Annotated in this window: 20 protein-coding genes and 1 pseudogene; 13 read left to right on the plus strand and 8 right to left on the minus strand. The window is 70.0% G+C overall.

Going from position 1 to position 19,707, the window contains the following annotated elements; translation table 11 throughout:
- Nucleotides 1-37 precede the first annotated feature (37 nt).
- The 6 genes from PBV52_RS26565 to PBV52_RS26590 all read left to right on the plus strand — a co-directional run bounded on the left by PBV52_RS26565 (nucleotide 38) and on the right by PBV52_RS26590 (nucleotide 3,726).
- Nucleotides 38-208 carry a hypothetical protein gene (locus PBV52_RS26565; RefSeq protein ID WP_274241547.1) on the plus strand — a complete coding sequence of 57 codons (171 nt, stop codon included), beginning with the start codon at nucleotides 38-40 and terminating at the stop codon, nucleotides 206-208.
- A 154-nt stretch (nucleotides 209-362) separates the two neighbouring features.
- Nucleotides 363-1,118 carry a helix-turn-helix transcriptional regulator gene (locus PBV52_RS26570; protein WP_274249590.1) on the plus strand — a complete coding sequence of 252 codons (756 nt, stop codon included), beginning with the start codon at nucleotides 363-365 and terminating at the stop codon, nucleotides 1,116-1,118.
- On the plus strand, nucleotides 1,111-1,293 hold the full coding sequence (locus PBV52_RS26575; RefSeq protein ID WP_274241548.1) for a DUF397 domain-containing protein: 183 nt from the start codon (nucleotides 1,111-1,113) through the stop codon (nucleotides 1,291-1,293). The genes PBV52_RS26570 and PBV52_RS26575 overlap by 8 nt, the downstream gene beginning before the upstream one ends.
- Nucleotides 1,294-1,557: 264 nt before the next feature.
- Nucleotides 1,558-2,553 (plus strand): hypothetical protein, encoded by a 996-nt coding sequence (locus PBV52_RS26580; RefSeq protein ID WP_274241549.1) that lies wholly within the window; start codon nucleotides 1,558-1,560, stop codon nucleotides 2,551-2,553.
- Between the two features lie 50 nt (nucleotides 2,554-2,603).
- Nucleotides 2,604-3,182, plus strand: coding sequence for a Uma2 family endonuclease (locus PBV52_RS26585; protein ID WP_274241550.1), 579 nt, complete (start codon nucleotides 2,604-2,606; stop codon nucleotides 3,180-3,182).
- A gap of 133 nt (nucleotides 3,183-3,315) precedes the next feature.
- On the plus strand, nucleotides 3,316-3,726 hold the full coding sequence (locus PBV52_RS26590) for an SsgA family sporulation/cell division regulator (RefSeq protein ID WP_274241551.1): 411 nt from the start codon (nucleotides 3,316-3,318) through the stop codon (nucleotides 3,724-3,726).
- 31 nt (nucleotides 3,727-3,757) lie between these two features.
- On the opposite strand, the pseudogene PBV52_RS26595 reads toward PBV52_RS26590, so the two are convergent.
- Nucleotides 3,758-3,867, minus strand: a pseudogene (locus tag PBV52_RS26595) (sulfite exporter TauE/SafE family protein); the annotation flags it as partial.
- 179 nt (nucleotides 3,868-4,046) lie between these two features.
- Between PBV52_RS26595 and PBV52_RS26600 the strand changes: the two are divergent.
- Together PBV52_RS26600 and PBV52_RS26605 are read left to right on the plus strand one after the other, a co-directional pair.
- The gene (locus PBV52_RS26600) at nucleotides 4,047-4,232 is read left to right on the plus strand and encodes a hypothetical protein (RefSeq protein WP_274241552.1); all 186 of its coding nucleotides are present in this window, start codon (nucleotides 4,047-4,049) and stop codon (nucleotides 4,230-4,232) included.
- Between the two features lie 162 nt (nucleotides 4,233-4,394).
- The gene (locus tag PBV52_RS26605; RefSeq protein WP_274241553.1) at nucleotides 4,395-4,895 is read left to right on the plus strand and encodes an SgcJ/EcaC family oxidoreductase; all 501 of its coding nucleotides are present in this window, start codon (nucleotides 4,395-4,397) and stop codon (nucleotides 4,893-4,895) included.
- Here the strand turns inward: PBV52_RS26605 and PBV52_RS26610 are convergent.
- The 4 genes from PBV52_RS26610 to PBV52_RS26625 form a co-directional block, all read right to left on the minus strand.
- Complete coding sequence (locus PBV52_RS26610) at nucleotides 4,861-6,213, minus strand: HAMP domain-containing sensor histidine kinase (protein ID WP_274241554.1); 1,353 nt, start codon at nucleotides 6,211-6,213, stop codon at nucleotides 4,861-4,863. The two genes, PBV52_RS26605 and PBV52_RS26610, sit on opposite strands and share 35 nt — an antisense overlap.
- Nucleotides 6,210-6,908, minus strand: coding sequence for a response regulator transcription factor (locus PBV52_RS26615; RefSeq protein ID WP_274241555.1), 699 nt, complete (start codon nucleotides 6,906-6,908; stop codon nucleotides 6,210-6,212). The genes PBV52_RS26610 and PBV52_RS26615 overlap by 4 nt, the downstream gene beginning before the upstream one ends.
- Before the next feature lie 90 nt (nucleotides 6,909-6,998).
- Entirely contained in the window at nucleotides 6,999-8,195 is a 1,197-nt protein-coding gene (locus tag PBV52_RS26620) for a cytochrome P450 (RefSeq protein ID WP_274241556.1), read from the minus strand.
- Nucleotides 8,185-8,922: a tRNA-dependent cyclodipeptide synthase gene (locus PBV52_RS26625; protein ID WP_274249592.1), complete on the minus strand. Its 738-nt coding sequence runs from the start codon at nucleotides 8,920-8,922 to the stop codon at nucleotides 8,185-8,187. The genes PBV52_RS26620 and PBV52_RS26625 overlap by 11 nt, the downstream gene beginning before the upstream one ends.
- Before the next feature lie 324 nt (nucleotides 8,923-9,246).
- On the opposite strand from PBV52_RS26625, the gene PBV52_RS26630 reads away from it, so the two are divergent.
- The 4 genes from PBV52_RS26630 (at nucleotide 9,247) to PBV52_RS26645 (ending at nucleotide 13,837) form a co-directional block, all read left to right on the plus strand.
- Nucleotides 9,247-10,524, plus strand: coding sequence for an aspartate kinase (locus tag PBV52_RS26630; RefSeq protein WP_128433729.1), 1,278 nt, complete (start codon nucleotides 9,247-9,249; stop codon nucleotides 10,522-10,524).
- Nucleotides 10,524-11,588, plus strand: coding sequence for an aspartate-semialdehyde dehydrogenase (locus PBV52_RS26635; protein WP_274241557.1), 1,065 nt, complete (start codon nucleotides 10,524-10,526; stop codon nucleotides 11,586-11,588). The genes PBV52_RS26630 and PBV52_RS26635 overlap by 1 nt, the downstream gene beginning before the upstream one ends.
- Nucleotides 11,589-11,987: 399 nt before the next feature.
- Complete coding sequence (locus tag PBV52_RS26640) at nucleotides 11,988-12,671, plus strand: SigE family RNA polymerase sigma factor (RefSeq protein WP_274241558.1); 684 nt, start codon at nucleotides 11,988-11,990, stop codon at nucleotides 12,669-12,671.
- A 119-nt stretch (nucleotides 12,672-12,790) separates the two neighbouring features.
- The gene (locus PBV52_RS26645; protein WP_274249593.1) at nucleotides 12,791-13,837 is read left to right on the plus strand and encodes a hypothetical protein; all 1,047 of its coding nucleotides are present in this window, start codon (nucleotides 12,791-12,793) and stop codon (nucleotides 13,835-13,837) included.
- Nucleotides 13,838-13,891: 54 nt separating this feature from the next.
- Here the strand turns inward: PBV52_RS26645 and PBV52_RS26650 are convergent, their stop codons facing one another.
- Both PBV52_RS26650 and PBV52_RS26655 read right to left on the minus strand, forming a co-directional pair.
- Entirely contained in the window at nucleotides 13,892-14,728 is an 837-nt protein-coding gene (locus PBV52_RS26650) for an SURF1 family protein (protein ID WP_274241559.1), read from the minus strand.
- A 99-nt stretch (nucleotides 14,729-14,827) separates the two neighbouring features.
- Nucleotides 14,828-15,652, minus strand: coding sequence for a bifunctional 2-polyprenyl-6-hydroxyphenol methylase/3-demethylubiquinol 3-O-methyltransferase UbiG (locus PBV52_RS26655; RefSeq protein WP_274241560.1), 825 nt, complete (start codon nucleotides 15,650-15,652; stop codon nucleotides 14,828-14,830).
- Between the two features lie 70 nt (nucleotides 15,653-15,722).
- On the opposite strand from PBV52_RS26655, the gene PBV52_RS26660 reads away from it, so the two are divergent.
- Complete coding sequence (locus tag PBV52_RS26660) at nucleotides 15,723-17,561, plus strand: prolyl oligopeptidase family serine peptidase (protein WP_274241561.1); 1,839 nt, start codon at nucleotides 15,723-15,725, stop codon at nucleotides 17,559-17,561.
- Between the two features lie 88 nt (nucleotides 17,562-17,649).
- Here the strand turns inward: PBV52_RS26660 and PBV52_RS26665 are convergent, their stop codons facing one another.
- Nucleotides 17,650-19,584 (minus strand): NAD-binding protein, encoded by a 1,935-nt coding sequence (locus PBV52_RS26665; protein WP_274241563.1) that lies wholly within the window; start codon nucleotides 19,582-19,584, stop codon nucleotides 17,650-17,652.
- Nucleotides 19,585-19,707: the final 123 nt, after the last annotated feature.

The raw sequence follows: 19,707 nt of genomic DNA on the forward strand, positions 1-19,707 counted from the left end.
CGTCGACGTCATCGTCTGACGTCCCGAAGGAGTCTCAATGGATCCGGTTCTCGCTGTTGCCCTGTGCTGCGTTCTGTCCCTGTTCATCGTCGCCACTGCCGCCGTGCTGATCGCCCGAGTCGCCCTCGACGAGGCCGACTCGGAGGACAGGCCGCGCATTCTGGTGGCCGCGGCCGAACTGGTCCGGGCGCTGCGGGGGAAGCGTTGAACGCCGTGAAACCGGTCACACTGGGAGGGGTGTCGAGCTACGCTCGGTAATTGCTGAGGTGATGCTCGTCGTGGTGTATCGACCGGAGGTGGCCGCGGTGCCGAGCCAGAACAACTCCCAGCGGCCAGTCGCGTGGCGTTACAGCGGCGACCAGATGAAACGCTGGCGGACCAAGGCGGACGTCAGCCGCGAGCAACTGGCCTCCGCCACGAACTACTCCCCGGACACCATCACGTCCATGGAGCGCGGTGTACGCAGGCCGACGCCACGCGTGGTCGACGTGGCCGACGAACTGTGCGGTGCGCAGGGCATGTTGAGCGCGGCAAAGGAGTTCCTGGACCGGGAGCGGTACTCGCCGAGGGCGCTGGACTTTATGGAGCAGGAGAAGGAGGCGACCAGCATCTGGTGGTACGACGTCTCCGTCGTGCCGGGACTGTTGCAGACGAAGGGGTACGCCCGCGCTCTCATCGACAACCGCATTCCGCCCCTGGACGAGGAGACGGTGCAGGAGCGCATCGCGGGCCGCATGGAGCGGCAGTCCATCCTCACCGAACGGAAGCCGCCGGTGGGTTTGAGCTTCGTCCTCTACGAGGCCGTGCTGCGCGCCCCGCAGGTGGATGCCGAACAGCTGCGCCGCCTGCTGGAGGTGGGGCGGTTGCGGAATGTCGTGTTGCAGGTGCTCCCCTTCGAACGGGCCATCCCTGCCGCACTCATGGGCCCAATGGTGCTGCTGGAGACCCGTGACCACGAGCGTTTCGCCTTCATGGAAGGGCAGTTCGCCAGCGAGCTTTCGGCCGAACCGGGGGTTGTCAGCCGTGTCACTGAGCGGCTTAGCATGATCCGGACGCAGGCTCTCGGACCCGAGGAGTCGGCCCGTTTCATCGAGCGGATGGTGGACAGCCGTGAGTGACCAGCGGAAGTGGTTCAAGTCGAGCCACAGCGACGACGAGGGCGGCGCCTGCGTCGAGGTGGCGCTCTCCACCGGCATTCACGTCCGTGATTCCAAGAACCCCGCGAGCCCCGAGCTCCACCTCACCGCCCCCGCCTGGGCGGCGTTCATTTCCGCAGTTCAGCCCGGGGCTTGAGCCTTGGGCTTCGAGCCCTTCCCATGGGTTTTTGGGTTTTGGTTTGGTTGAAATCCAACCCAACTAACCAAGTCTGAACGTGAGTTGAGGCGGCGTACTCCGAATGGGTGACGTTCCGTGATCGGCTTGCGTCGGAACGTAAAGTCACTTTAGGTTCGCGGCAAATAGATCGGCCTCGGGCGGTGTTACCAGCACCGGCACCGAGGCCTAGACCTACGGATCGAAAGAGACTCGATCGTGGCTTGCACTTACCCTAGCCCTGCCGTGCCGTCCCCGCAGCACCCCGTGGCCAAAACGGGCTACGGCAAACGCTTCGCGGGTGACGAAGACCCGCACGCCGACCCGGACTTCGCACATCTGAGCCCCCGAGACCGCGAGATCGCCGTCTTCGTCGACCACCTCGAAGACGGCCACGCGATGGGCTACAAGTCGATCGCGGCGGTGCACCCCCGCTACGGCCAGCAGGCCGTGCGCACTTCGCTGGGCCGCATCACGCTCGCCGGTCACCTGCGCTGGATCAAAGAGCACATCACCGTCGAGGACAACTCGATGCGGTGGGTCACGCGGACGTACTGGTCGCGTACGCGGAGGTCGGAGGAGTGGTGGGCGGACTTCGCGCGGGAGCGCCACGGCAAGGACGTCACCGAGGACCACATGCCGGGCCTTGCTCGTGCCGAGCAAGAGCAGGAGCAGGCCGAGGAGCCGACTGCGGAGCCCGTGCCGGACGAGCAGCCCGCTGAGCAGCCTGCCGATCAGCCCAGCACCGCCTACCAGACCCTCGCCGAACTGCGCGCCGCCGACGCCCGCATGCCGCTTTCCGACAGGGACTGCCGTTCCCTCGAATCCCTCGCCAACGAGTGGATGTCCCGTGGCGCGACGCCCCGCGACATCACCAAGGCCCTGACCGACGGGCTGCCGCCCGACGTCACCAACCCGGGCGGATTTGCCCGCAACCGATTGGAGAACAAGATGCCCCCGAAGAAGGCGAAGGTCCGGCAGAAGGCCGCGCGTCGTGCCCGGGTGACCCGCGTGATCACGGCCTGCGGTCTGTGCGACGCGGATGAGCGGACGACGGAGATCGTGAGCGGCCTGTGCCGGGAATGCCTGGCGGAGATCGAGGCGGAGGGGCTGGGGTACGGCCCCGTCCCGGACACCTTCCTGCCTGGTCCGCGCGACGGCGGCGGCCTGCCCGGCGCGGACGAGGTCATCGACGTCACCGAGCGCGTCGACGCTCTTCGTCGGGCTGCGGGGCTGTTGTGAGCGTGCAGGAGGCGCCGGTCGGGGCAACATGGTGTCGAGGAGGCGACGCCATGACCCCCAGGATCGAAGACCGGCCACAGATGTCCGTCGAGGAGTTCGAGGAGCTGGAACGCCATGCCCCGGAGAGCGTGTGGCTGGAGTTCATCAACGGGAAGGTCGTGGTCAAGCCCATGGCGGACGGCAACCACCGCGAGATGATCGCGTGGCTGCAACGGGTGTGCATGCAGCATCGCCCGGATCTGTGGTTGCACGCCGAGAGCGGCCTGAAGACCGAGCGGTACCGCAAGGGGCGCGCTCGTGCCGACGGGGTGCTGGTCCGAGTGGGCGGCCTCAAGGGGCAGGGAGAGTGGTCTGAAGCCGATGGTGCCTTGATGGCGGTGGAGATCACCTCGTACGACTCCGATACACATCAGCGTGACCGAGTCGAAAAGCCCGATGGTTACGCCGCCGCCGGTATCCCCGTCTACCTCCTCATCGACCGCGACGACTGCTCGGTCGTGGTCTTCAATCAGCCGGAGGACGGCCGGTACCGGCACGAGGAGAAGCTGCCCTTCGGCGCCTCCGTGAAGCTCCCGGATCCCGTGAACTTCACTCTGGACACCGAGTCTCTCAAGGAACTGGCCGACTGAGCCAACGCGGTGGTGTGACGCGGGTTACAAAAGAAGGCTCCTGAAGCGGCGTAATGCACGGCCCCCTCGCGCGGTCTCATCTGCACAACGGTCACCCCGGCCGGTTGCCCCGCCCGAATCGGAGCCCCCCACCATGTACGTCACCCTTGAGCAGCCGACCGGCGCCCGTCTGATCACGGCCTCGGACCAGGAGATCGCGATACCCGCGACCCTCCGCTACACCTCCGCCGACCCGCTGGCGGTGCACCTCGACTTCCCGCCGCATGTCACGCTCGACGGCGAGGTCACGACCTGGACGTTCGCCCGTGTGCTGCTGAGCGAGGGCCTGCGTGCCCGGGCCGGGCTCGGCCGCGTTCGCGTCCGGCCGTGCGGGTCGTCCCACACGTATGTGGAGTTCCACGCGCCGGAGGGCACGGCGGTGCTCCGCTTCGGCTCGGCGGATCTGATCCGCTTCCTGGCCCGCACGTACACCGTGATCGCGCCGGGCGAGGAGACCGTGGGGGCCGAGCTGGACCACGGTCTGGTGGCGCTGTTCGGGGTGTGAGGACTCCGGCGTCGACGCGGCACCGGGTGGGCTGTGGCACCCCGTTCGCCGCCACCGAGAACGCGTTGACGACCACCCCGTAGAACTGCGCGTTCGGCACGAACTCCCGTACGCCCACCCCGCGTTGACCGCGTACAGAGCAGCAGCACCAGGGCGGGTACGGCGACCAGGGCGAAGCCCTTCCCGGTGAGGTCGGTGGTGTAGCCCGCTACACCGCCTCTTCGGGAGCTCACTACCTCGTTGCCCACCTCGGAAAACGGGATCGTTGATCTCGCCAGGTCAACGGCCGCCGCAGCGGCCCCGCCCCGAAGGAAACCGTCATGAAGGCCCTGCTCTCCTCCCGCCCCGTCCTGTGGTTCCTGTTCCTCTTCAACGCCGTCGTCGCCGCAGCCGCCCCCTTCGCCGTGGACGGCGCCCAGGGCATCGCGACCGGCGTCGGCATGGGCGTAGTCTCCCTCGGGGCCGGTTCCGCCCTGCTGCGCCGACGGAATGCGAACGTGGCGTAATCGCCCAGTCGCCCGGCGTGAATTGGGCATGTGCTGTCCCGGCCCTGTATCTGCCTTGTACGGGCCCTAACCGGTGCCACGCGAATCTGGAGTCACCTCCACCGCAGAGAACACAGAAAGCGGAGGGAGACCCACCCGATCGCACAGCACTGGGAGTTCGCGATGACCCGTCGTTCCATAGGCAAGCGCGTAGCCGTCGTCACCGCCGCCGCCCTCGTCGCCGTCGGCACCTTTGCCGCAGGCGGCGCCGTCGCCGGGTCGGAGAAGGCGGCGAAGCCCACCGAGAAGCAGGTGGCCGCCCTGTTCGACGAGTGGAACGCGGCGCTGAAGACCCAGGACCCGGAGAAGGTCGCCGACCTCTACTGGGACGACGCGGTCCTGCTGCCCACCCTCTCCAACCAGGTCCGTGCCGACCGCGAGAGCCGCATCGACTACTTCGAGCACTTCCTGGCGAACAAGCCGGTCGGCAAGAAGATCGAGACGCACATCAACGTCCTCGACTCGAACTCGGTGCTGGACGCGGGTCTCTACGAGTTCGCGCTCACCGACCACGACACGGGCAAGAAGAGCATCGCCAAGGCCCGCTACACCTACGAGTGGGAGAAGCGGGACGGCGAGTGGAAGATCGTCAACCACCACTCCTCGTTGATGCCCGAAGGCTGATCCGCACGGACAGCCCGCCCCCGGGAGCGTCGCCCAGGGCCACCGTCCCGCCGTCGTCGGTCACCAACTGCTTGACGACGGCGAGGCCGAGGCCGGAGCCGGCCTTCCCGGTCAGGCCCTGGCCGCGCCAGAAGCGGTCGAAGGCGCGGGACTTCTCCGCGTCCGACATGCCGGGGCCCTCGTCGTCCACCGACAGGATCACCTCGTCGCCCCTCGGCTCCACCCGGACCGTGATCGTGCCGCCGTCCGGTGACACCTCCAGGGCGTTCGAGAGCACGTTGTCCAGCACCTGGTCCAGATGACCGGGGCTGGTCAGCACAAGCAGCCGGCCGTCGGCACTCCCCCTGAGCGCGATGGTGACTCCGCGCTCGTCGGCGGCCGGCCTCCATACCGTCAGCCGTTCGTCCACGATGTCCCTGAGGGGCAGCGGCTCCGCGGCCGTGACCTTCGCCTCTGCCCGGGCGAGGACCAGCAGGCCGTTGACGAGCCGGCTCATCCGGACGACCTCGGCCGTCGCCTGCTCCACGTCCTCCCGTACGAACTCGTCGTCCACCCCGTCCGCGATGTTGTCCAGGGACAGGCGCAGCGCCGTGAGGGGAGTACGGAGTTGGTGCGAGGCGTCGGCCACGAAGATCCGCTGCGAGGCGACCAGCGTGTCCAGGCGTTCCGCGCCCTGGTTCAGGGTGCGGGCCAGGGTCTGGGTCTCCGGCGGGCCCGTCACCGGGGAGCGCGCGGTCAGATCGCCGTCGCTGAACTTGCTCGCCATGGCGTTGAGTTCGCGCAGCGGTGCGGTGATCCGGCGCGCGGCGTACGCGCCGATCGCGGCCGCCGCCGCCAGTACGAGCACGGCCAGGCCGGCCCGGAAGCCCCAGATCTGCCACAGCCGCCTGGTCATGTCCGAGGTCGAGTACACGATCCGTACGGCCGCGTCCCCCTTGGCGGGGACGGTGACCATCAGGTGCTTGCCCCAGATGAAGTCGGAACCCCAGTCGGTCGTCGACTCGTTCTTCTGCACGGCCCGGGTCAGCGCCGCGTCCGCCGCGGGCGTCGGCAGGTCGGGAACGCAGCTGCCGGTGGGGGTCACCTCGACGTCGCCGGGTGTGTTCTCGCTGTACGCCTTGGCCACCTCCGTCAAGGCGTCGCACGAGGTGTCGTCGCCGTTGCCCAGCAGCAGCGCCATCGTGTTGGCCTCGCGCAACACGGACAGCTTGGTGTCGTCCCGCAGCTGTTTGGTGAGCGTGAAAGCGACCGGCACGGTGAACAGGAGCACGGCGACCGCGACGAGCAGGATGTAACTGCGGATGAGCTGGCGGTTCATGAGACGTCACTGCTTCCGGCGATCTCCAACCGGAAACCGACCCCCCGCACCGCCTCGATCGTGATCGCCCCGGCGAGCTTGCGCCGCAGCGCCGCCACATGCACGTCCAGCGTCTTCGTCGGGCCGAACCAGTTCGCGTCCCAGACCGCTTCCATGATCTGCTCGCGCGACATCAGCGCCCCGGGCTCCTCGGTGAGGAAGGCCAGCAGGTCGTACTCCTTGGGCGCGAGGGCGACCTCCTCGCCGTCCAGCCGGACGCGGGCCGCCTTGCGGTCGATGGTCAGGCGGGGGCCGTACCGGTCCGGGCCGGCCTCGGGGGCAGCGGCAGCGGCGGGAGTGCGCGGCTGCATACGGCGCATGACCGCTCGTATCCGCGCGATGACCTCGCGGACCCCGAACGGCTTGGACACGTAGTCGTCCGCGCCGAGCTCCAGCCCGACCACCCGGTCCGTCTCGTCGCTGCGCGCGCTGATCACGATGATCGGCACGTCACCGCGCTCGCGCAGCGCCTTGCAGACGTCGAGACCGTCGGTGTCGGGCAGGCCGAGATCGAGGAGTACGACGTCGTAGGGGTCGTCGTGGCTCAGCGCCCCGGCACCCGTGCTGACCCATGCCACCTCGAAGCCGTAACGCAGGAGTCCTCGCCGGAGCGACTCGGCGACCGGTTCGTCGTCTTCCACCAGCAGTACGCGCACAGGCGAACCATAGTGGTTGAACTTTAAAGACGGCCGGTCGCCGAGCCCGTGAGCAGGCGATAAGCGGGCGAAAGGGCTTTTATGCGGCCGCTACCACATGATCGGCAGCCGCTCCGGGAGCCGCTTCATGAACCCGGTCCGCCACACGAGCTGCTCGATCGGCACCGCGAGCCGCAGCCCGGGCATCCGCTCCAGCAAGGTCTCCAGGGCGATCTCCGCGTGTTTGCGGCCGAGGGCGGTGGCGGGGCAGTAGTGGCGGCCGCCGCCGAAGGAGAGGTGGGCGGTGCTGTTCTCGCGGGTCAGGTCGACGGTGTACGGGTCGGGGAAGGCGGCCGCGTCGAAGTTCGCGCCCTCGACCAGGACGAGGACCAGCTCACCCGCTTTGATCTGTACATCTCCGAGGAGTACGTCCTCCGTCGCCAGCCTCGGCAGCCCGTCGCCGATGGACAGGTTGATGCGCAGGAGCTCGTCGACGGCGGCCGGGACCAGGGTGCGGTCGGCCAGGAGGCGGGCGTGCAGCTCGGGGTGCTGGATCAGCGACACCAGCGCCATGGTCAGGAAGCCGGCCGTGGAGATGACACCGGCGCCGAACATCGTCACCCCCACCGTGGCGAGCATCTCGTCGGTGAGGTGGCTGTAGTCGGGGTCGGCGCGCAGGGCGGCGAGCTCCGCCATCAGGCCGGTGGTCGCCGGGTCGTCGAGCCGCTCCGTCATGTACGCGATATCCCGGTCCCAGTTCAGCCGCGCCCCCGCGACCGGGCAGGCCGAGTTCATGAACGCGATGTCCAGACTCCGCATCAGCCTGGGCGCGTCCGCCTGCGGGATGCCGAGGATGCGGCAGTGCATGCCCGCCGAGTACGGGTCGGCGAAGCCGCCGCGCAGGTCCGCCGGGGCGCCCTCGCCGATCAGCCCGTCGACCAGCTCGGCGGCGTAGGACCGCATCCACTCCGCGAGGCCGGGGCTCTTCGGGTTCAGCGCCTTCAGTACGGCTTTGCGCAGCCCCGCTCCGGTGATGTTGCCCATGTTGTTGACGACCTCGGGCGGGATCGTCAGCGCGTACTGGCGGGGCACGCCCGGGGCCGAGGTGTCCTTCAGGCTGAAGCGCGGTTCTTCGAGCACCTGCTTGCACAGCTCGTACGACGACACGAGCCAGGCCTCGTCACCGGCGATGGTGCGGACGCGACGCACGGGACTACCGACGCGCAACTCCTCCACCTCGGCGGGGATCTGGTCGCCGCGCCAGGAGAAGGGGAAGTCGAGGGGGGCTTCAGTGGCTTCAGTGAGCATCGGTGGTCCTGTCTGCCGGCGTCACGATGGCGTGCCCCTGGTTGCGGGAGGCGCGCAGGCCCGCACCGCGGGAGTAGAGGAGCTCGGCCATCGGCAGGAGCTGGTGGTAGCAGTTGAGGGAGGAGGGGACGCCGAGGATGGCGGGCGTGTCCAGGAAGAGGGGCGCCTCGGCACAGACGTAGGCCAGGCAGACCTCGCGCTGCGCCTCGGTCACGCGGCCCTCTTTGCCGGCCAGGAAGGTGTCGACGAGCTTCTCGCAGGTCGTGCGGAACTCCTCGTCGGTGGCGAGCCGGGCCTGCAGGCGGTCGTGGATCTCGCGGTACGCCGTGTTGCCGCGGAAGTCGGACATGGCGTGGGCGTGCAGGCGCGTGCCGCCGGGGTCGACGGCTTCGACGGCGCCGAGAACCTTGGCGCGCACGCCGCGCAGGTTCTTCACCGCCTTGCGGCGCGCGTCGTCGGGCGGATAGCCGGACGCCGCGTACATCTCGGCCACGTACAGGTCCGTGTAGACGAAGTCCACGCGCTCGAAGAGGGCGAGGCCCCAGCGGGCGAGGTCGTGGACGCGGCGGGCGGAGAAGTAGCTGTTGCCGGGGGAGACGCCGATGACGGCGTGGTCGCCCGCGATGCGGATGACTTCGCAGTGCGGCGTGAAGGGCTGGATCTTGAAGAGGCCGGCCGGGGAATCCGTATCGGCTCGAGTGACGTGCTGGATCTCTGAATCGGTCACAGTCGTCAAAGGAAGAGATTCCTTCGCGTCGCGAGTCCCGATGGAGCCTTGTGCTCCTGGTGTGGCGACGACGACGCGAAGTTAGCGTTCGACTACGGAGAGCGTCAATGGCAAAGATCGCGACCAGCGGTTCCTTCGTCGGCGTCGGGCACGTGAGTGGGCTGCGTCGACCCGAGTGACCTGCACCACTAACCCGGTTGCCCCACCCTCGATGGGGCAGACACCATCCCGGAGCGCCGGAATCTCACCATCTGGGAACCCCAAGGTCGTTTTCGGACGCTCGTTAAACTGAGCCGACACACACGGACTGAGCGAGGAGCGCACGTGGGCCTTGTCGTGCAGAAGTACGGAGGCTCCTCCGTAGCCGATGCCGAGGGCATCAAGCGCGTCGCCAAGCGGATCGTGGAAGCCAAGAAGAACGGCCACCAGGTGGTCGCCGTGGTTTCCGCGATGGGCGACACGACGGACGAGCTGATCGATCTCGCCGAGCAGGTATCCCCGATGCCTGCCGGGCGCGAGCTCGACATGCTGCTGACCGCCGGAGAGCGGATCTCCATGGCACTGCTGGCCATGGCGATCAAAAACCTGGGCCACTCGGCCCAGAGCTTCACCGGCAGCCAGGCAGGTGTCATCACCGACTCGGTCCACAACAAAGCCCGGATCATCGATGTCACGCCTGGCCGGATCCGCACCTCGGTGGACGAGGGCAACATCGCCATCGTGGCCGGGTTCCAGGGCGTCAGCCAGGACTCGAAGGACATCACCACCCTGGGGCGCGGCGGGTCGGACACGACCGCCGTGGCGCTGGCCGCCGCCCTCGACGCCGAGGTGTGCGAGATCTACACCGACGTCGACGGCGTGTTCACCGCCGACCCGCGTGTGGTGAAGAAGGCGAAGAAGATCGACTGGATCTCCTTCGAGGACATGCTGGAGCTGGCTGCGTCCGGCTCGAAGGTGCTGCTCCACCGCTGTGTGGAGTACGCCCGCCGCTACAACATCCCGATCCACGTCCGGTCCAGCTTCAGCGGACTGCAGGGCACGTGGGTCAGCAGCGAGCCGATCGATCAAGGGGACAAGCAGGTGGAGCAGGCCATCATCTCCGGTGTCGCGCACGACACCTCCGAGGCCAAGGTCACCGTCGTCGGTGTGCCGGACAAGCCGGGCGAGGCCGCCGCGATCTTCCGGACGATCTCGAACGCCGAGATCAACATCGACATGATCGTGCAGAACGTGTCCGCGGCCTCCACCGGCCTGACGGACATCTCCTTCACGCTCCCCAAGGCCGAGGGCCGCAAGGCCATCGACGCCCTGGAGAAGAACAAGAGCGGCATCGGCTTCGACTCGCTGCGCTACGACGACCAGATCGGCAAGATCTCCCTGGTCGGCGCGGGCATGAAGACGAACCCCGGCGTCACCGCCGACTTCTTCACCGCGCTGTCCGACGCCGGCGTGAACATCGAGCTGATCTCGACCTCCGAGATCCGTATCTCGGTCGTCACCCGCGCCGACGACGTCAACGAGGCCGTCCGCGCCGTGCACAGCGCCTTCGGTCTCGACTCCGACAGCGACGAGGCTGTCGTGTACGGAGGCACCGGACGCTGATGGCGGGGAGGGAGTCCCGCCGCCCGACGCTCGCGGTCGTGGGAGCGACCGGGGCCGTCGGCACGGTCATGCTCCAGATCCTCTCCCAGCGTGCCGACGTCTGGGGTGAGATCCGTCTCGTCGCCTCGCCGCGTTCGGCCGGCCGCAAGCTGGCCGTGCGCGGCGAGGAGGTCGAGGTGGTGGCGCTCACCGAGGAGGCCTTCGCCGGGGTCGACGTCGCGATGTTCGACGTCCCCGACGACGTGGCCGCCCGATGGGCGCCGATCGCCGCCGCCAAGGGCACGGTGGTGGTGGACAATTCGGGCGCCTTCCGGATGGACCCGGATGTGCCCCTGGTCGTTCCCGAGGTCAACCCGCATACCGTACGGATGCGGCCGCGCGGCATCGTCGCCAACCCCAACTGCACCACCCTCTCCATGATCGTGGCGCTGGGCGCGCTGCACGCCGAGTTCGGGCTGCGCTCCTTGGTGGTCTCCTCGTACCAGGCGGTGAGCGGGGCCGGCCGCGCCGGTGTGGAGACGCTCAGGCAGCAGCTGTCCCTGGTCGCCGGTACGGATCTGGGGAACAGTCCCGGTGACGTACGGCGGGCCATCGGCGAGAACACCGGGCCGTTCCCGGAGCCGGTCGCACTGAACGTCGTGCCGTGGGCCGGGTCGCTGCGCGAGGACGGCTGGTCGTCGGAGGAGATGAAGGTGCGGGACGAGTCCCGCAAGATCCTCGGCCTGCCGCGGCTGCCGGTCGCGGTGACCTGTGTGCGGGTGCCGGTGCTGACCGGGCACTCGCTGACGCTGCACGCCCGCTTCGAGGGCGAGGTCACGGTCGCCAAGGCGCGCGAGATCCTGGCCACGGCACCGGGGGTCGTGCTCTACGACGACCCGGAGGCCGGGGAGTTCCCGACGCCCGCCGACGTGGTGGGCACGGATCCGACCTGGGTCGGGCGGGTGCGGCGCGCGCTCGACGATCCGACGGCGCTCGAACTCTTCGTCTGCGGCGACAATCTGCGCAAGGGCGCGGCCCTCAACACCGCGCAGATCGCCGAGCTCGTGGCGGCGGAGTTTGCGTGAGACGTCCCCTGGCGCCGGAAAACTCCTGGGATTTGGTTGAATCGTTTGTAGGATCTATGTGAAAAGTGTGAGCCGATCGATGGTCCGGACCACTTGAGCCAGGCCCCGGCGGCAGCCGAAGATTTTCCTCCCCGCCCTGCAACCGCTTGCAGGGCGGGGAGCGTCTTTGCGGTCGCCCTTATGGGGCGTGAAGACGCGTTTTTCTGGCGTGGGGACGCCATGAGCGGGGCGTGGGGACGCTCCGTTCATTTTGGACATAAGGGAAGAGCGGGTAGGCATGTGGGCGTTTGACGCACGGTCAGCTGTGCTGCCTGGCACGAGAGGGTCGGCTGTTGGGACTGACGCAAAAGTGACGTCCGGCACGTACAACCCTCCCGGGGGGAAGCGTGTCCAACTGGCGTGGCAGAGGTACTCGACTTCAGTGCGGCGCCCCGCGGTACGGCCCTACGGCCGCCCCGCCGGCCCGTCCGACCCCGCATGCCCGGCACGCCCGGCGGCATGCCGGTGATCGCGCCCATGCCCGCAGCGCGGCCCGCCCGCATTCCCAGTCAGCGCGACGGCTCCGAGCACGCCGAGAACACCGCGGCGGCCGGCACGACCGTCGACCACCTCACCGAGACCTACCGGGCGCACTACCGCTCGCTGCTGGGTCTCGCGGCACTTCTCCTCGACGACACCGCCTCCTGCGAGGACGTCGTCCAGGAGGCGTTCATCCGCGTCCACTCCGCGCGCAAGCGCGTGCGGGACCCGGAGAAGACACTGGCCTATCTGCGCCAGACCGTCGTCAACCTGTCCCGCTCCGCCCTGCGTCGCCGCATACTCGGACTGAAGCTGCTGTCCAAGCCGATGCCCGACATGGCGAGCGCGGAGGAGGGGGCGTACGACCAGCTCGAGCGCGACTCCCTCATCAAGGCGATGAAGGGCCTGCAGCGCCGGCAGCGCGAGGTGCTGGTCCTGCGTTACTTCGCGGACATGACCGAGGCGCAGGTCGCCGAGACGCTCGGCATCTCGCTGGGCTCGGTGAAGGCCTACGGCTCGCGCGGCATCGCGGCGCTGCGGGTGGCCATGGAGGCGCCGGCATGAGTGAGGACCATGAGGGGCGGCGCCATCTGCGCGTCCCCCACGAGCCGTATGACTGGCGTGAGCCGACAGGGCGGCCGGGCAAGCAACAGTCGAAGCAATCGCACGCTGGGAACGGAACTGTGAACCACGGCCCCGACGACCAGGGCCCCGAGGGGCTCGACTCGGACGAGCTGGCACTGCGCCGCATGCTGCAACACGCGGTCGAGGAGATCGAGCCGCGCGACGGCACGCTGGACCATCTGCGGCGGGCGGTGCCCGCGCGGCGGGCGCGCAAGCGGCAGGCCCTCGTCGGCGTGGCGGCCGCGGCCCTCTTCGTCGGCACCGCCGTCCCGGCCCTGGTGCACGTGTCCAACTCCACCGGCTCCGACGTCAACCCGTCTGTCGCCGGCCACGGCGAGCAGGCGCAGGGCGGATCCGGTCAGGGCAAGGAGACCGAAGGCGGCGAGAGCACCTCCGGCGGCTCCTCCGGCAAGACCGAGGACCAGGGCAAGGGGGGCGAGAAGGACGAGGACAAGGGCACCGGCACCGGTCCGGGTACCGGCTCCGGAAGCTCCGCCGACCCCTTGGCGACCAGCCCGGTCGGCACAGCCGCGTGTACCGCCGACCAGCTCGGCACATCGGGCGGGACCACGAACCTCCCCGACCCGTCCGGCGCGGTCTACGGCACCTTCACCTTCAGCAACGTCTCCACCGCCGACTGCACGGTGAGCAGCCCCGGCTCGGTGACCCTGGCCACGGCAGGAGCGGCGGACGGCAAGGTCACCGACGCTCGGCATGTCGCCGGCGACGCGGCGGCCGGCCTGCCCGACCCGGCCCAGGAGCTCACCTCCCTCGTCCTCAAGCCGGGCGACTCGTACCAGGTGAAGTTCGCCTGGGTCCCCTCGGAGACCTGCCCCACGACGAGTGACCCCAGCAGCGGCGGCACGGGCGGCAACGACCCCTCACCCACCCCGACCCCGACCGAGGACAACGCCGGCACGACCGACGGCACGTCCACCGGCGGCGACACCGGCACCACCACCCAGCTGATGACCGAGGACACCACGGCGGAGGGAAGCGTCACCGTCTCCAACACGACGGAGGCGGCAGGGCCTACGGCCTCGGTGACGGTGTCCAACGCCTGCGCCGGGATCGTGTACTGGACGGGCGTGCTGGCAGGGGCGTAGCGGCGGGCGGCGCCCGCGGCGGAGCGGGCGCTTGCCGCGGTGGTGCCGTCCCCTCTAGGCGTTCGCCTTCTCCTGCGTCGGACCCTCGCTCGGTTCCTCGGGCCGGGCCGACTCGCCCCCGTCGGCCGCTCCGTCCGGTACCAGGCCCAGCTCCGCGTCCCGTACGAACTCCACCTCGCGGCGGAGCAGGCGGAACCACATGAAGACCACGAAGCCCGCGAAGACGAACCACTCGCCGGTGTAGCCGAGGTTCTGGAACGCCTTCAGGTCGAGGCCGGTGTCGTTGGCGGTGGCCACCGGCACGGGCTTCATGCCGGAGTCGGCTTTGCCGAGGGTGACCCAGGCGTCGTAGACGTCGTACGGCACCAGGTTCACCAGCGACGCCGCGCTGATCGCCGCCGTCTGGCCGGACGGCAGGCCGCCCTGTGCGGGCACGCCGTTCTCGCCGGGCACCTCGGACGCCTGGAGCGAGCCCGTGACTGTGACCTCGCCGGTGGGTGCGGCGGGGGCCTCGGCGCGGTCGGCGTCACCGGGCAGCCAGCCCCGCACGACCGGCAGGGCCTTGTCCTCGTCGGTGTGCAGCAGCGTCAGGACGTAGTAGCCCTGCTTGCCGTCCAGCTCCCGGTCGGGGACGAGCAACTGCTTGCCGTACCGGCCGCTCGCGGTGACCTTCTTGCCCACCGTCGCCTTGTCCACGGGCAGCAGCTCGGTGAGCGGACGGGCCGCCTCGTGCTTGTTCTCCGCGGCCTGCTCACCGGCGCTGCGATGGTCCGCGACCCGCGCCTCGAACCGGCTCAGCTGCCACGACCCCATGAACACGCAGAAGGGGATGGCGAGCAGCACGAAGACGTTGATTCCCCACCAACGGGGCGTCAGCAGAAACCGGTACACGCCCTCAACGGTACGGGGCTCCTGCGGCGGGCCTGGCCGCGGGGTCCGGTGCCCGTGACGGTGGATATGCGGCCGCTCGTCCCCCGACTGTGGAAAACATCAGTTCCGGGAGGCTTTCAGCGAATACATCAGCGGAATCCGCGGCCGGTCCGCCGGGAAGCGGTAGTAGCCGTCCCGCGCCTCGAAGATCTCGAACCGGCGGAACATCGAGACGTCGTGCTCGTGCAGGAACTCGATGCGCAGCCCGGCCGCCGCGAGCGCGGTCACGACCTCGCCGACCGGGTGCTGCCACTCGACGCTGCGGTTGTTGACCGTGTCGGTTCTGTCGGACCCGTACGTGCCGGGGAAGTCGTACACCTGGGCGTCGCGGTCGAAGTAGTCGCGGACGATCCGGGAGCCCGTCTCGTCGTCGAGGACGTCGGTGAAGGGGTGGAACTCGGCGAGGTAGAGGAACCCGCCCGGCGCGACGAGCGAGGCCGCCGTCTCGGCCCAGCGGCGGATGTCGGGCAGCCAGCACAGGGCGCCCCCGCCGGTGTACACGATGTCGTACGCGGGGTCCGGAACCGCCTCCACCGCGTCGTACACGTCGGCCGCGACGAAGGCCGCCCGGTCCTGACCGAGGCCGAGGTCGGCGGCGAGGGAGCGGGCCACGTCCACCGCGGGTTCGGAGAAGTCGAGGCCGACGACGCGGGCGGCGCCGTGCCGGGCCCAGGACAGGGTGTCGAGGCCCATGTGGCACTGCAGATGCAGCAGCGATCTGCCCGTGACGTCCCCCACCTCGGCCCGTTCGAAGTCGCGCAGGGCGTCGGCGCCGGCGCGGAAGCCGTCGAGGTCGTAGAAGGAGCCGGCCGCGTGCAGGGGGACACGTTCGTCCCAGAGCGCGCGGTTGGCATCATTCCAGTCTGTGGGTATGGCGGAGTGCATGGTCGCGAAGTTATCCACAGGCTGGGGACCTCGCCAGCGAATTGTCGGCCGGGCCAGGCACTATGGGGCCATGACTGAGAGCCACGGGTCCGATTCGCGGGATCACCACAAGCACGACAAGGACATGCCGGACTGGGAGAAGCGCTTCAGGGCGCCTCGGGTGTCGCTGCCCGACTGGGCGGAGGACGCCCCGGACCGCTCCTTGTTCGTGTCGAACGCCACAGGGACGTACGAGCTGTACGCCTGGGACCGGTCGACGGGCGAGCAGCGCCAGGTGACGGACCGGCCGAACGGCACGACGGACGGCGTGCTCACCCCGGACGGCGCGTGGATCTGGTGGTTCGACGACAAGGACGGCGACGAGTTCGGCGTCTGGCGCCGCCAGCGGTTCGGCGGCGGCGAGGACGAGCTCGCGGCGCCGGGCCTGGACCCGTCGTACCCGGCGGGCCTCGCCCTGGGCCGGGACGGCCGTACGGCGATCGTGGGCCGCTCGACGGACGAGGACGGCACGACGATCCACCTGGCCCGCACCGGCGAGCCTCCGCTGGAGATCTACCGCCACCGCGAGTCCGCGGGCGTCGGCGACCTCTCGCACGACGGCACGCTGATCGCCGTCGAGCACACCGAGCACGGCGACGCGATGCACTCGGCGCTGCGCGTGGTGCGCCCCGACGGCACGACGGTCGCGGAACTCGACGACACCAAGGGCGGCGCGAAGGAACTGGGCCTGGAGGTCCTGGGCTTCGCCCCGGTGGAGGGCGACGCGCGCCTGCTCATCGGTCACCAGAGGCGCGGCCGCTGGGAGCCGCTGGTGTGGGACGTGGCGACGGGGGAGGAGACGGACCTCGCGCTGGAGCTTCCCGGTGACGTGAGCGCCGAGTGGTATCCCGACGGCGCCGGTCTGCTGATCGCGCACAGCTTCGAGGCCCGCAGCGAGCTGTTCCGCTACGACCTGGCCCGGCGCGAGCTGGTGCGGATCCCGACCCCGGCGGGCTCGGTGTCGGGGGCGTCGGCCCGTCCGGACGGCAGTGTGGAGTACCTGTGGTCGTCGGCGGCGCAGCCGTCGGCGGTGCGGTCGACGAACGGGCGCGTGGTGCTGGACCCGCCCGGCATGAAGTCGCCCGGCTCGGTTCCGGTGGAGGATGTGTGGGTGGAGGGCCCGGGCGGCCGCATCCACGCCCTCGTGCAGCGGCCTGCGGGCGCCGAGGGCCCGCTCCCGACGGTGTTCGACATCCACGGCGGCCCGACCTGGCACGACAGCGACTCGTTCGCGGCGGGCCCGGCGGCCTGGGTGGACCACGGGTACGCGGTGGTGCGGGTCAACTACCGAGGCTCGACGGGCTACGGGCGCGCGTGGACGGACGCGCTCAAGCACCGGGTCGGGCTGATCGAGCTGGAGGACATCGCGGCGGTCCGGGAATGGGCGGTGACCTCCGGCCTGGCCGACCCGTCCCGGCTGATCCTGACCGGCGGTTCGTGGGGCGGCTACCTCACCCTCCTCGGCATCGGCACCCAGCCGAACGCGTGGACTCTGGGCATCGCGGCGGTCCCGGTCGCCGACTACGTCACGGCGTACCACGACGAGATGGAGTCACTGAAGGCCCTGGACCGCACGCTGCTGGGCGGCACACCGGAGGAGGTGCCGGAGCGCTTCGAGGCGTCGTCACCGCTGACGTACGTCGACCACGTCACGGCACCGGTCTACATCTCGGCAGGCGTGAACGACCCGCGCTGCCCGATCCGGCAGATCGACAACTATGTGAGGCGGCTGGAGGCCCGGGAAGCGGTCCACGAGGTGTACCGCTACGACGCCGGGCACGGCTCGCTGGTGGTGGACGAGCGGATCAAGCAGGTGCGGCTGGAACTGGACTTCGCGGAGCGCCACTTGAAGGCTCCGCACCAGCCCTAGCCCGGTTCAGGGCCGAAGCGGGGGCCTGGGGGCCGCAGGCCCCCAGGGGGCGCTGCATCCATCAGCGGCTCCGCCGCGGGCCCCCGGCCTAAGCCCCCGCCCGCTCCCGCGACCGCCTCCCCAGCAGCTCCGCCAACCCCCGCCGCGTGGCGGCCAGTACCACCCGATCCTCCTTCTGGAGGACGTAGTTGTCGGACAGGTCCCACACCCACCCCGACGCACCACCCACCCGGCCGTCGTCGTACGCCTCCTCCACCGCCGGTTCCTCCCGGCGATCGTCGCGGCGTTCGTCCCGCCCGGTCCGGTCCAGCGCCAGCACCCGCCAGGCACCCGCCCGGAAGGCCTGGCCGACGGTCTTGTCCTCCAGCTGCGGATGACCGGCCACGTCCATCGCCGCGAACAGCAGCACCCGCCGCTCGACCGGAATGGCACCCAGGATCTGGCGCCCCATCATCGCCCCGGCGAACGCGGGCGCGGCCAGGTGCGTCACGCTCCGGCTGCGGGTGGACGCGTAGGGGTGCGCGGCACGCAGGGTGCGGTAGACGGCGGTGGCGAAGTCGTCGTCGTACAGGCGCAGGACCACGCGGAGGTCGGGGCGGACGGAGCGCGCGTACAGGGCGGCTTCGAGGTTGGTCGTATCCGCGCTGGTCACGGCCAGCAGCGCGTGCGCACGGTGGATCTTGGCCGCCTCCAGGACGCCTTCCTGAGTGACGTCCCCGAGCACCACCGGTACCCGCAGCCGCCGCGCCGTCGCCAGCCCGCGCGCGTCGGGGTCGGCCTCGACGCACACCACGGGGATGTGCAGTTCCCGCAGCCGCGTCAGCACCCGGGTGCCGATCTTGCCCAGTCCGAGCAGAACCACGTGGCCGCCCAGCCCGCGCGGCGGTTTGCGCAGGGCGGACGCGGTACGGAACGTGCCCAGGGCCTCCAGCACCGCCGCCAGCAGTACCGGAAGCAGCAGCAGACCCATCAGCCCGGACAGGAGCTGGAGGATCTGGCGGGCCAGGCTCTGGTGAAGCGCGGGTTCGTTGATGGCGAAGAGGTCGAGGAGGGTCATGTAGGTGGCGTACAGCGGGTGTTCCCCGGTCACCACCATCAGCGCCACGGCCAGCGCCGCCACACACCCCACCAGTCCGGCCAGCGACCACCGCAACCGCCGCGAGAACAGCGACGCGAACGACGGTACGACGCCCCGCCCTCCGCGGTTCGACGGCATCGACGGGCCGGCGTACGACACCTGCTCCAGGACGACCGTCCCACGCCCCCTGACCCCCTGCACCGCAGCCGCGTCCGGCAGCAGCAGCGGGCCCTGCTCGCCGTTGCCCTCCGAACCGTCCGCTCCGGCCGGGTCGTTGCCGGTCGTGGACAGCAGGGCCAGCGTGGCCAGCCCGGCAGGAGACGCCTGACCGGGCCGCAGCGGCGGGCGTTCGACCGCGCGCAGCAGCAGGCCGTCCGTCTGCACGACCTTGGTGGTGCCGGCGACGGCGGAGGCGGCCAGTGCCGGGGCGGCCGTATCGGCGTCGGACAGGACGGTCGTGGAGGCGTCCAGACCGGCGTCGCCGATACCCGTCGCCAACGTGGCCGCCTGGTCGAGGAGTTCCTCGATGTGCTGGCCCAACCGGCGGTTGTAGAGACGCAGGACGAGCCGGAGGCGGGGGTTGAGGCGGCGGGCGGTGAGCGCGGCGCGGATGTTGGTCTCGTCGTCGTCATAGACGAGGGCGAGCGCGGCGGCCCGTTCCACGCCCGCGTCGGCGAACGCCTCCTCGGTGGCCTCGGCGGCCTCCACCACCCGTACGCTCCCGGCGGGTTCGCCGACGCCGCCGACCCCGCCGCCCGCCCGGTTGACGGCCGCGGTCACCACCCGGTCCAGCAGCGCCGCCGAAGCGGCCCGGGCCCGGCCCACGACCGGCGGCCGGACCGTACGCTCGGAGGGCGGCACGACGAGCGTGACCTGTTCGCCGTACACCCCGCGCAACTCGGCGGCCAGCCGGTGCGCGAGCCCGTCGTCGCCGCACACGACCATGTGCGCGGCCGTGTCACTCCCTAAGCCCTGATTCGGAACGCTCGCCACAAGGGGAAAGACTGCCTCATGTGACGGGTGGTTCCATGACCGGGTGGTCCCACGACCGGCTGGCCGGTGGCCGGT

Source organism: Streptomyces sp. T12, from assembly GCF_028736035.1.
In the GTDB taxonomy this organism is placed as follows: domain Bacteria; phylum Actinomycetota; class Actinomycetes; order Streptomycetales; family Streptomycetaceae; genus Streptomyces.

Bases quoted from the DNA above. Each gene is read 5' to 3' on its own strand.
- PBV52_RS26565 (WP_274241547.1), top strand. From the start codon at position 38: ATGGATCCGGTTCTCGCTGTTGCCCTGTGCTGCGTTCTGTCCCTGTTC.
- PBV52_RS26570 (WP_274249590.1), top strand. From the start codon at position 363: ATGAAACGCTGGCGGACCAAGGCGGACGTCAGCCGCGAGCAACTGGCC.
- PBV52_RS26585 (WP_274241550.1), top strand. From the start codon at position 2,604: ATGACCCCCAGGATCGAAGACCGGCCACAGATGTCCGTCGAGGAGTTC.
- PBV52_RS26590 (WP_274241551.1), top strand. From the start codon at position 3,316: ATGTACGTCACCCTTGAGCAGCCGACCGGCGCCCGTCTGATCACGGCC.
- PBV52_RS26600 (WP_274241552.1), top strand. From the start codon at position 4,047: ATGAAGGCCCTGCTCTCCTCCCGCCCCGTCCTGTGGTTCCTGTTCCTC.
- PBV52_RS26605 (WP_274241553.1), top strand. From the start codon at position 4,395: ATGACCCGTCGTTCCATAGGCAAGCGCGTAGCCGTCGTCACCGCCGCC.
- PBV52_RS26610 (WP_274241554.1), bottom strand. From the start codon at position 6,213: ATGAACCGCCAGCTCATCCGCAGTTACATCCTGCTCGTCGCGGTCGCC.
- PBV52_RS26620 (WP_274241556.1), bottom strand. From the start codon at position 8,195: ATGCTCACTGAAGCCACTGAAGCCCCCCTCGACTTCCCCTTCTCCTGG.
- PBV52_RS26635 (WP_274241557.1), top strand. From the start codon at position 10,524: ATGGCGGGGAGGGAGTCCCGCCGCCCGACGCTCGCGGTCGTGGGAGCG.
- PBV52_RS26655 (WP_274241560.1), bottom strand. From the start codon at position 15,652: ATGCACTCCGCCATACCCACAGACTGGAATGATGCCAACCGCGCGCTC.
- PBV52_RS26660 (WP_274241561.1), top strand. From the start codon at position 15,723: ATGACTGAGAGCCACGGGTCCGATTCGCGGGATCACCACAAGCACGAC.
- PBV52_RS26665 (WP_274241563.1), bottom strand. From the start codon at position 19,584: ATGGTCGTGTGCGGCGACGACGGGCTCGCGCACCGGCTGGCCGCCGAG.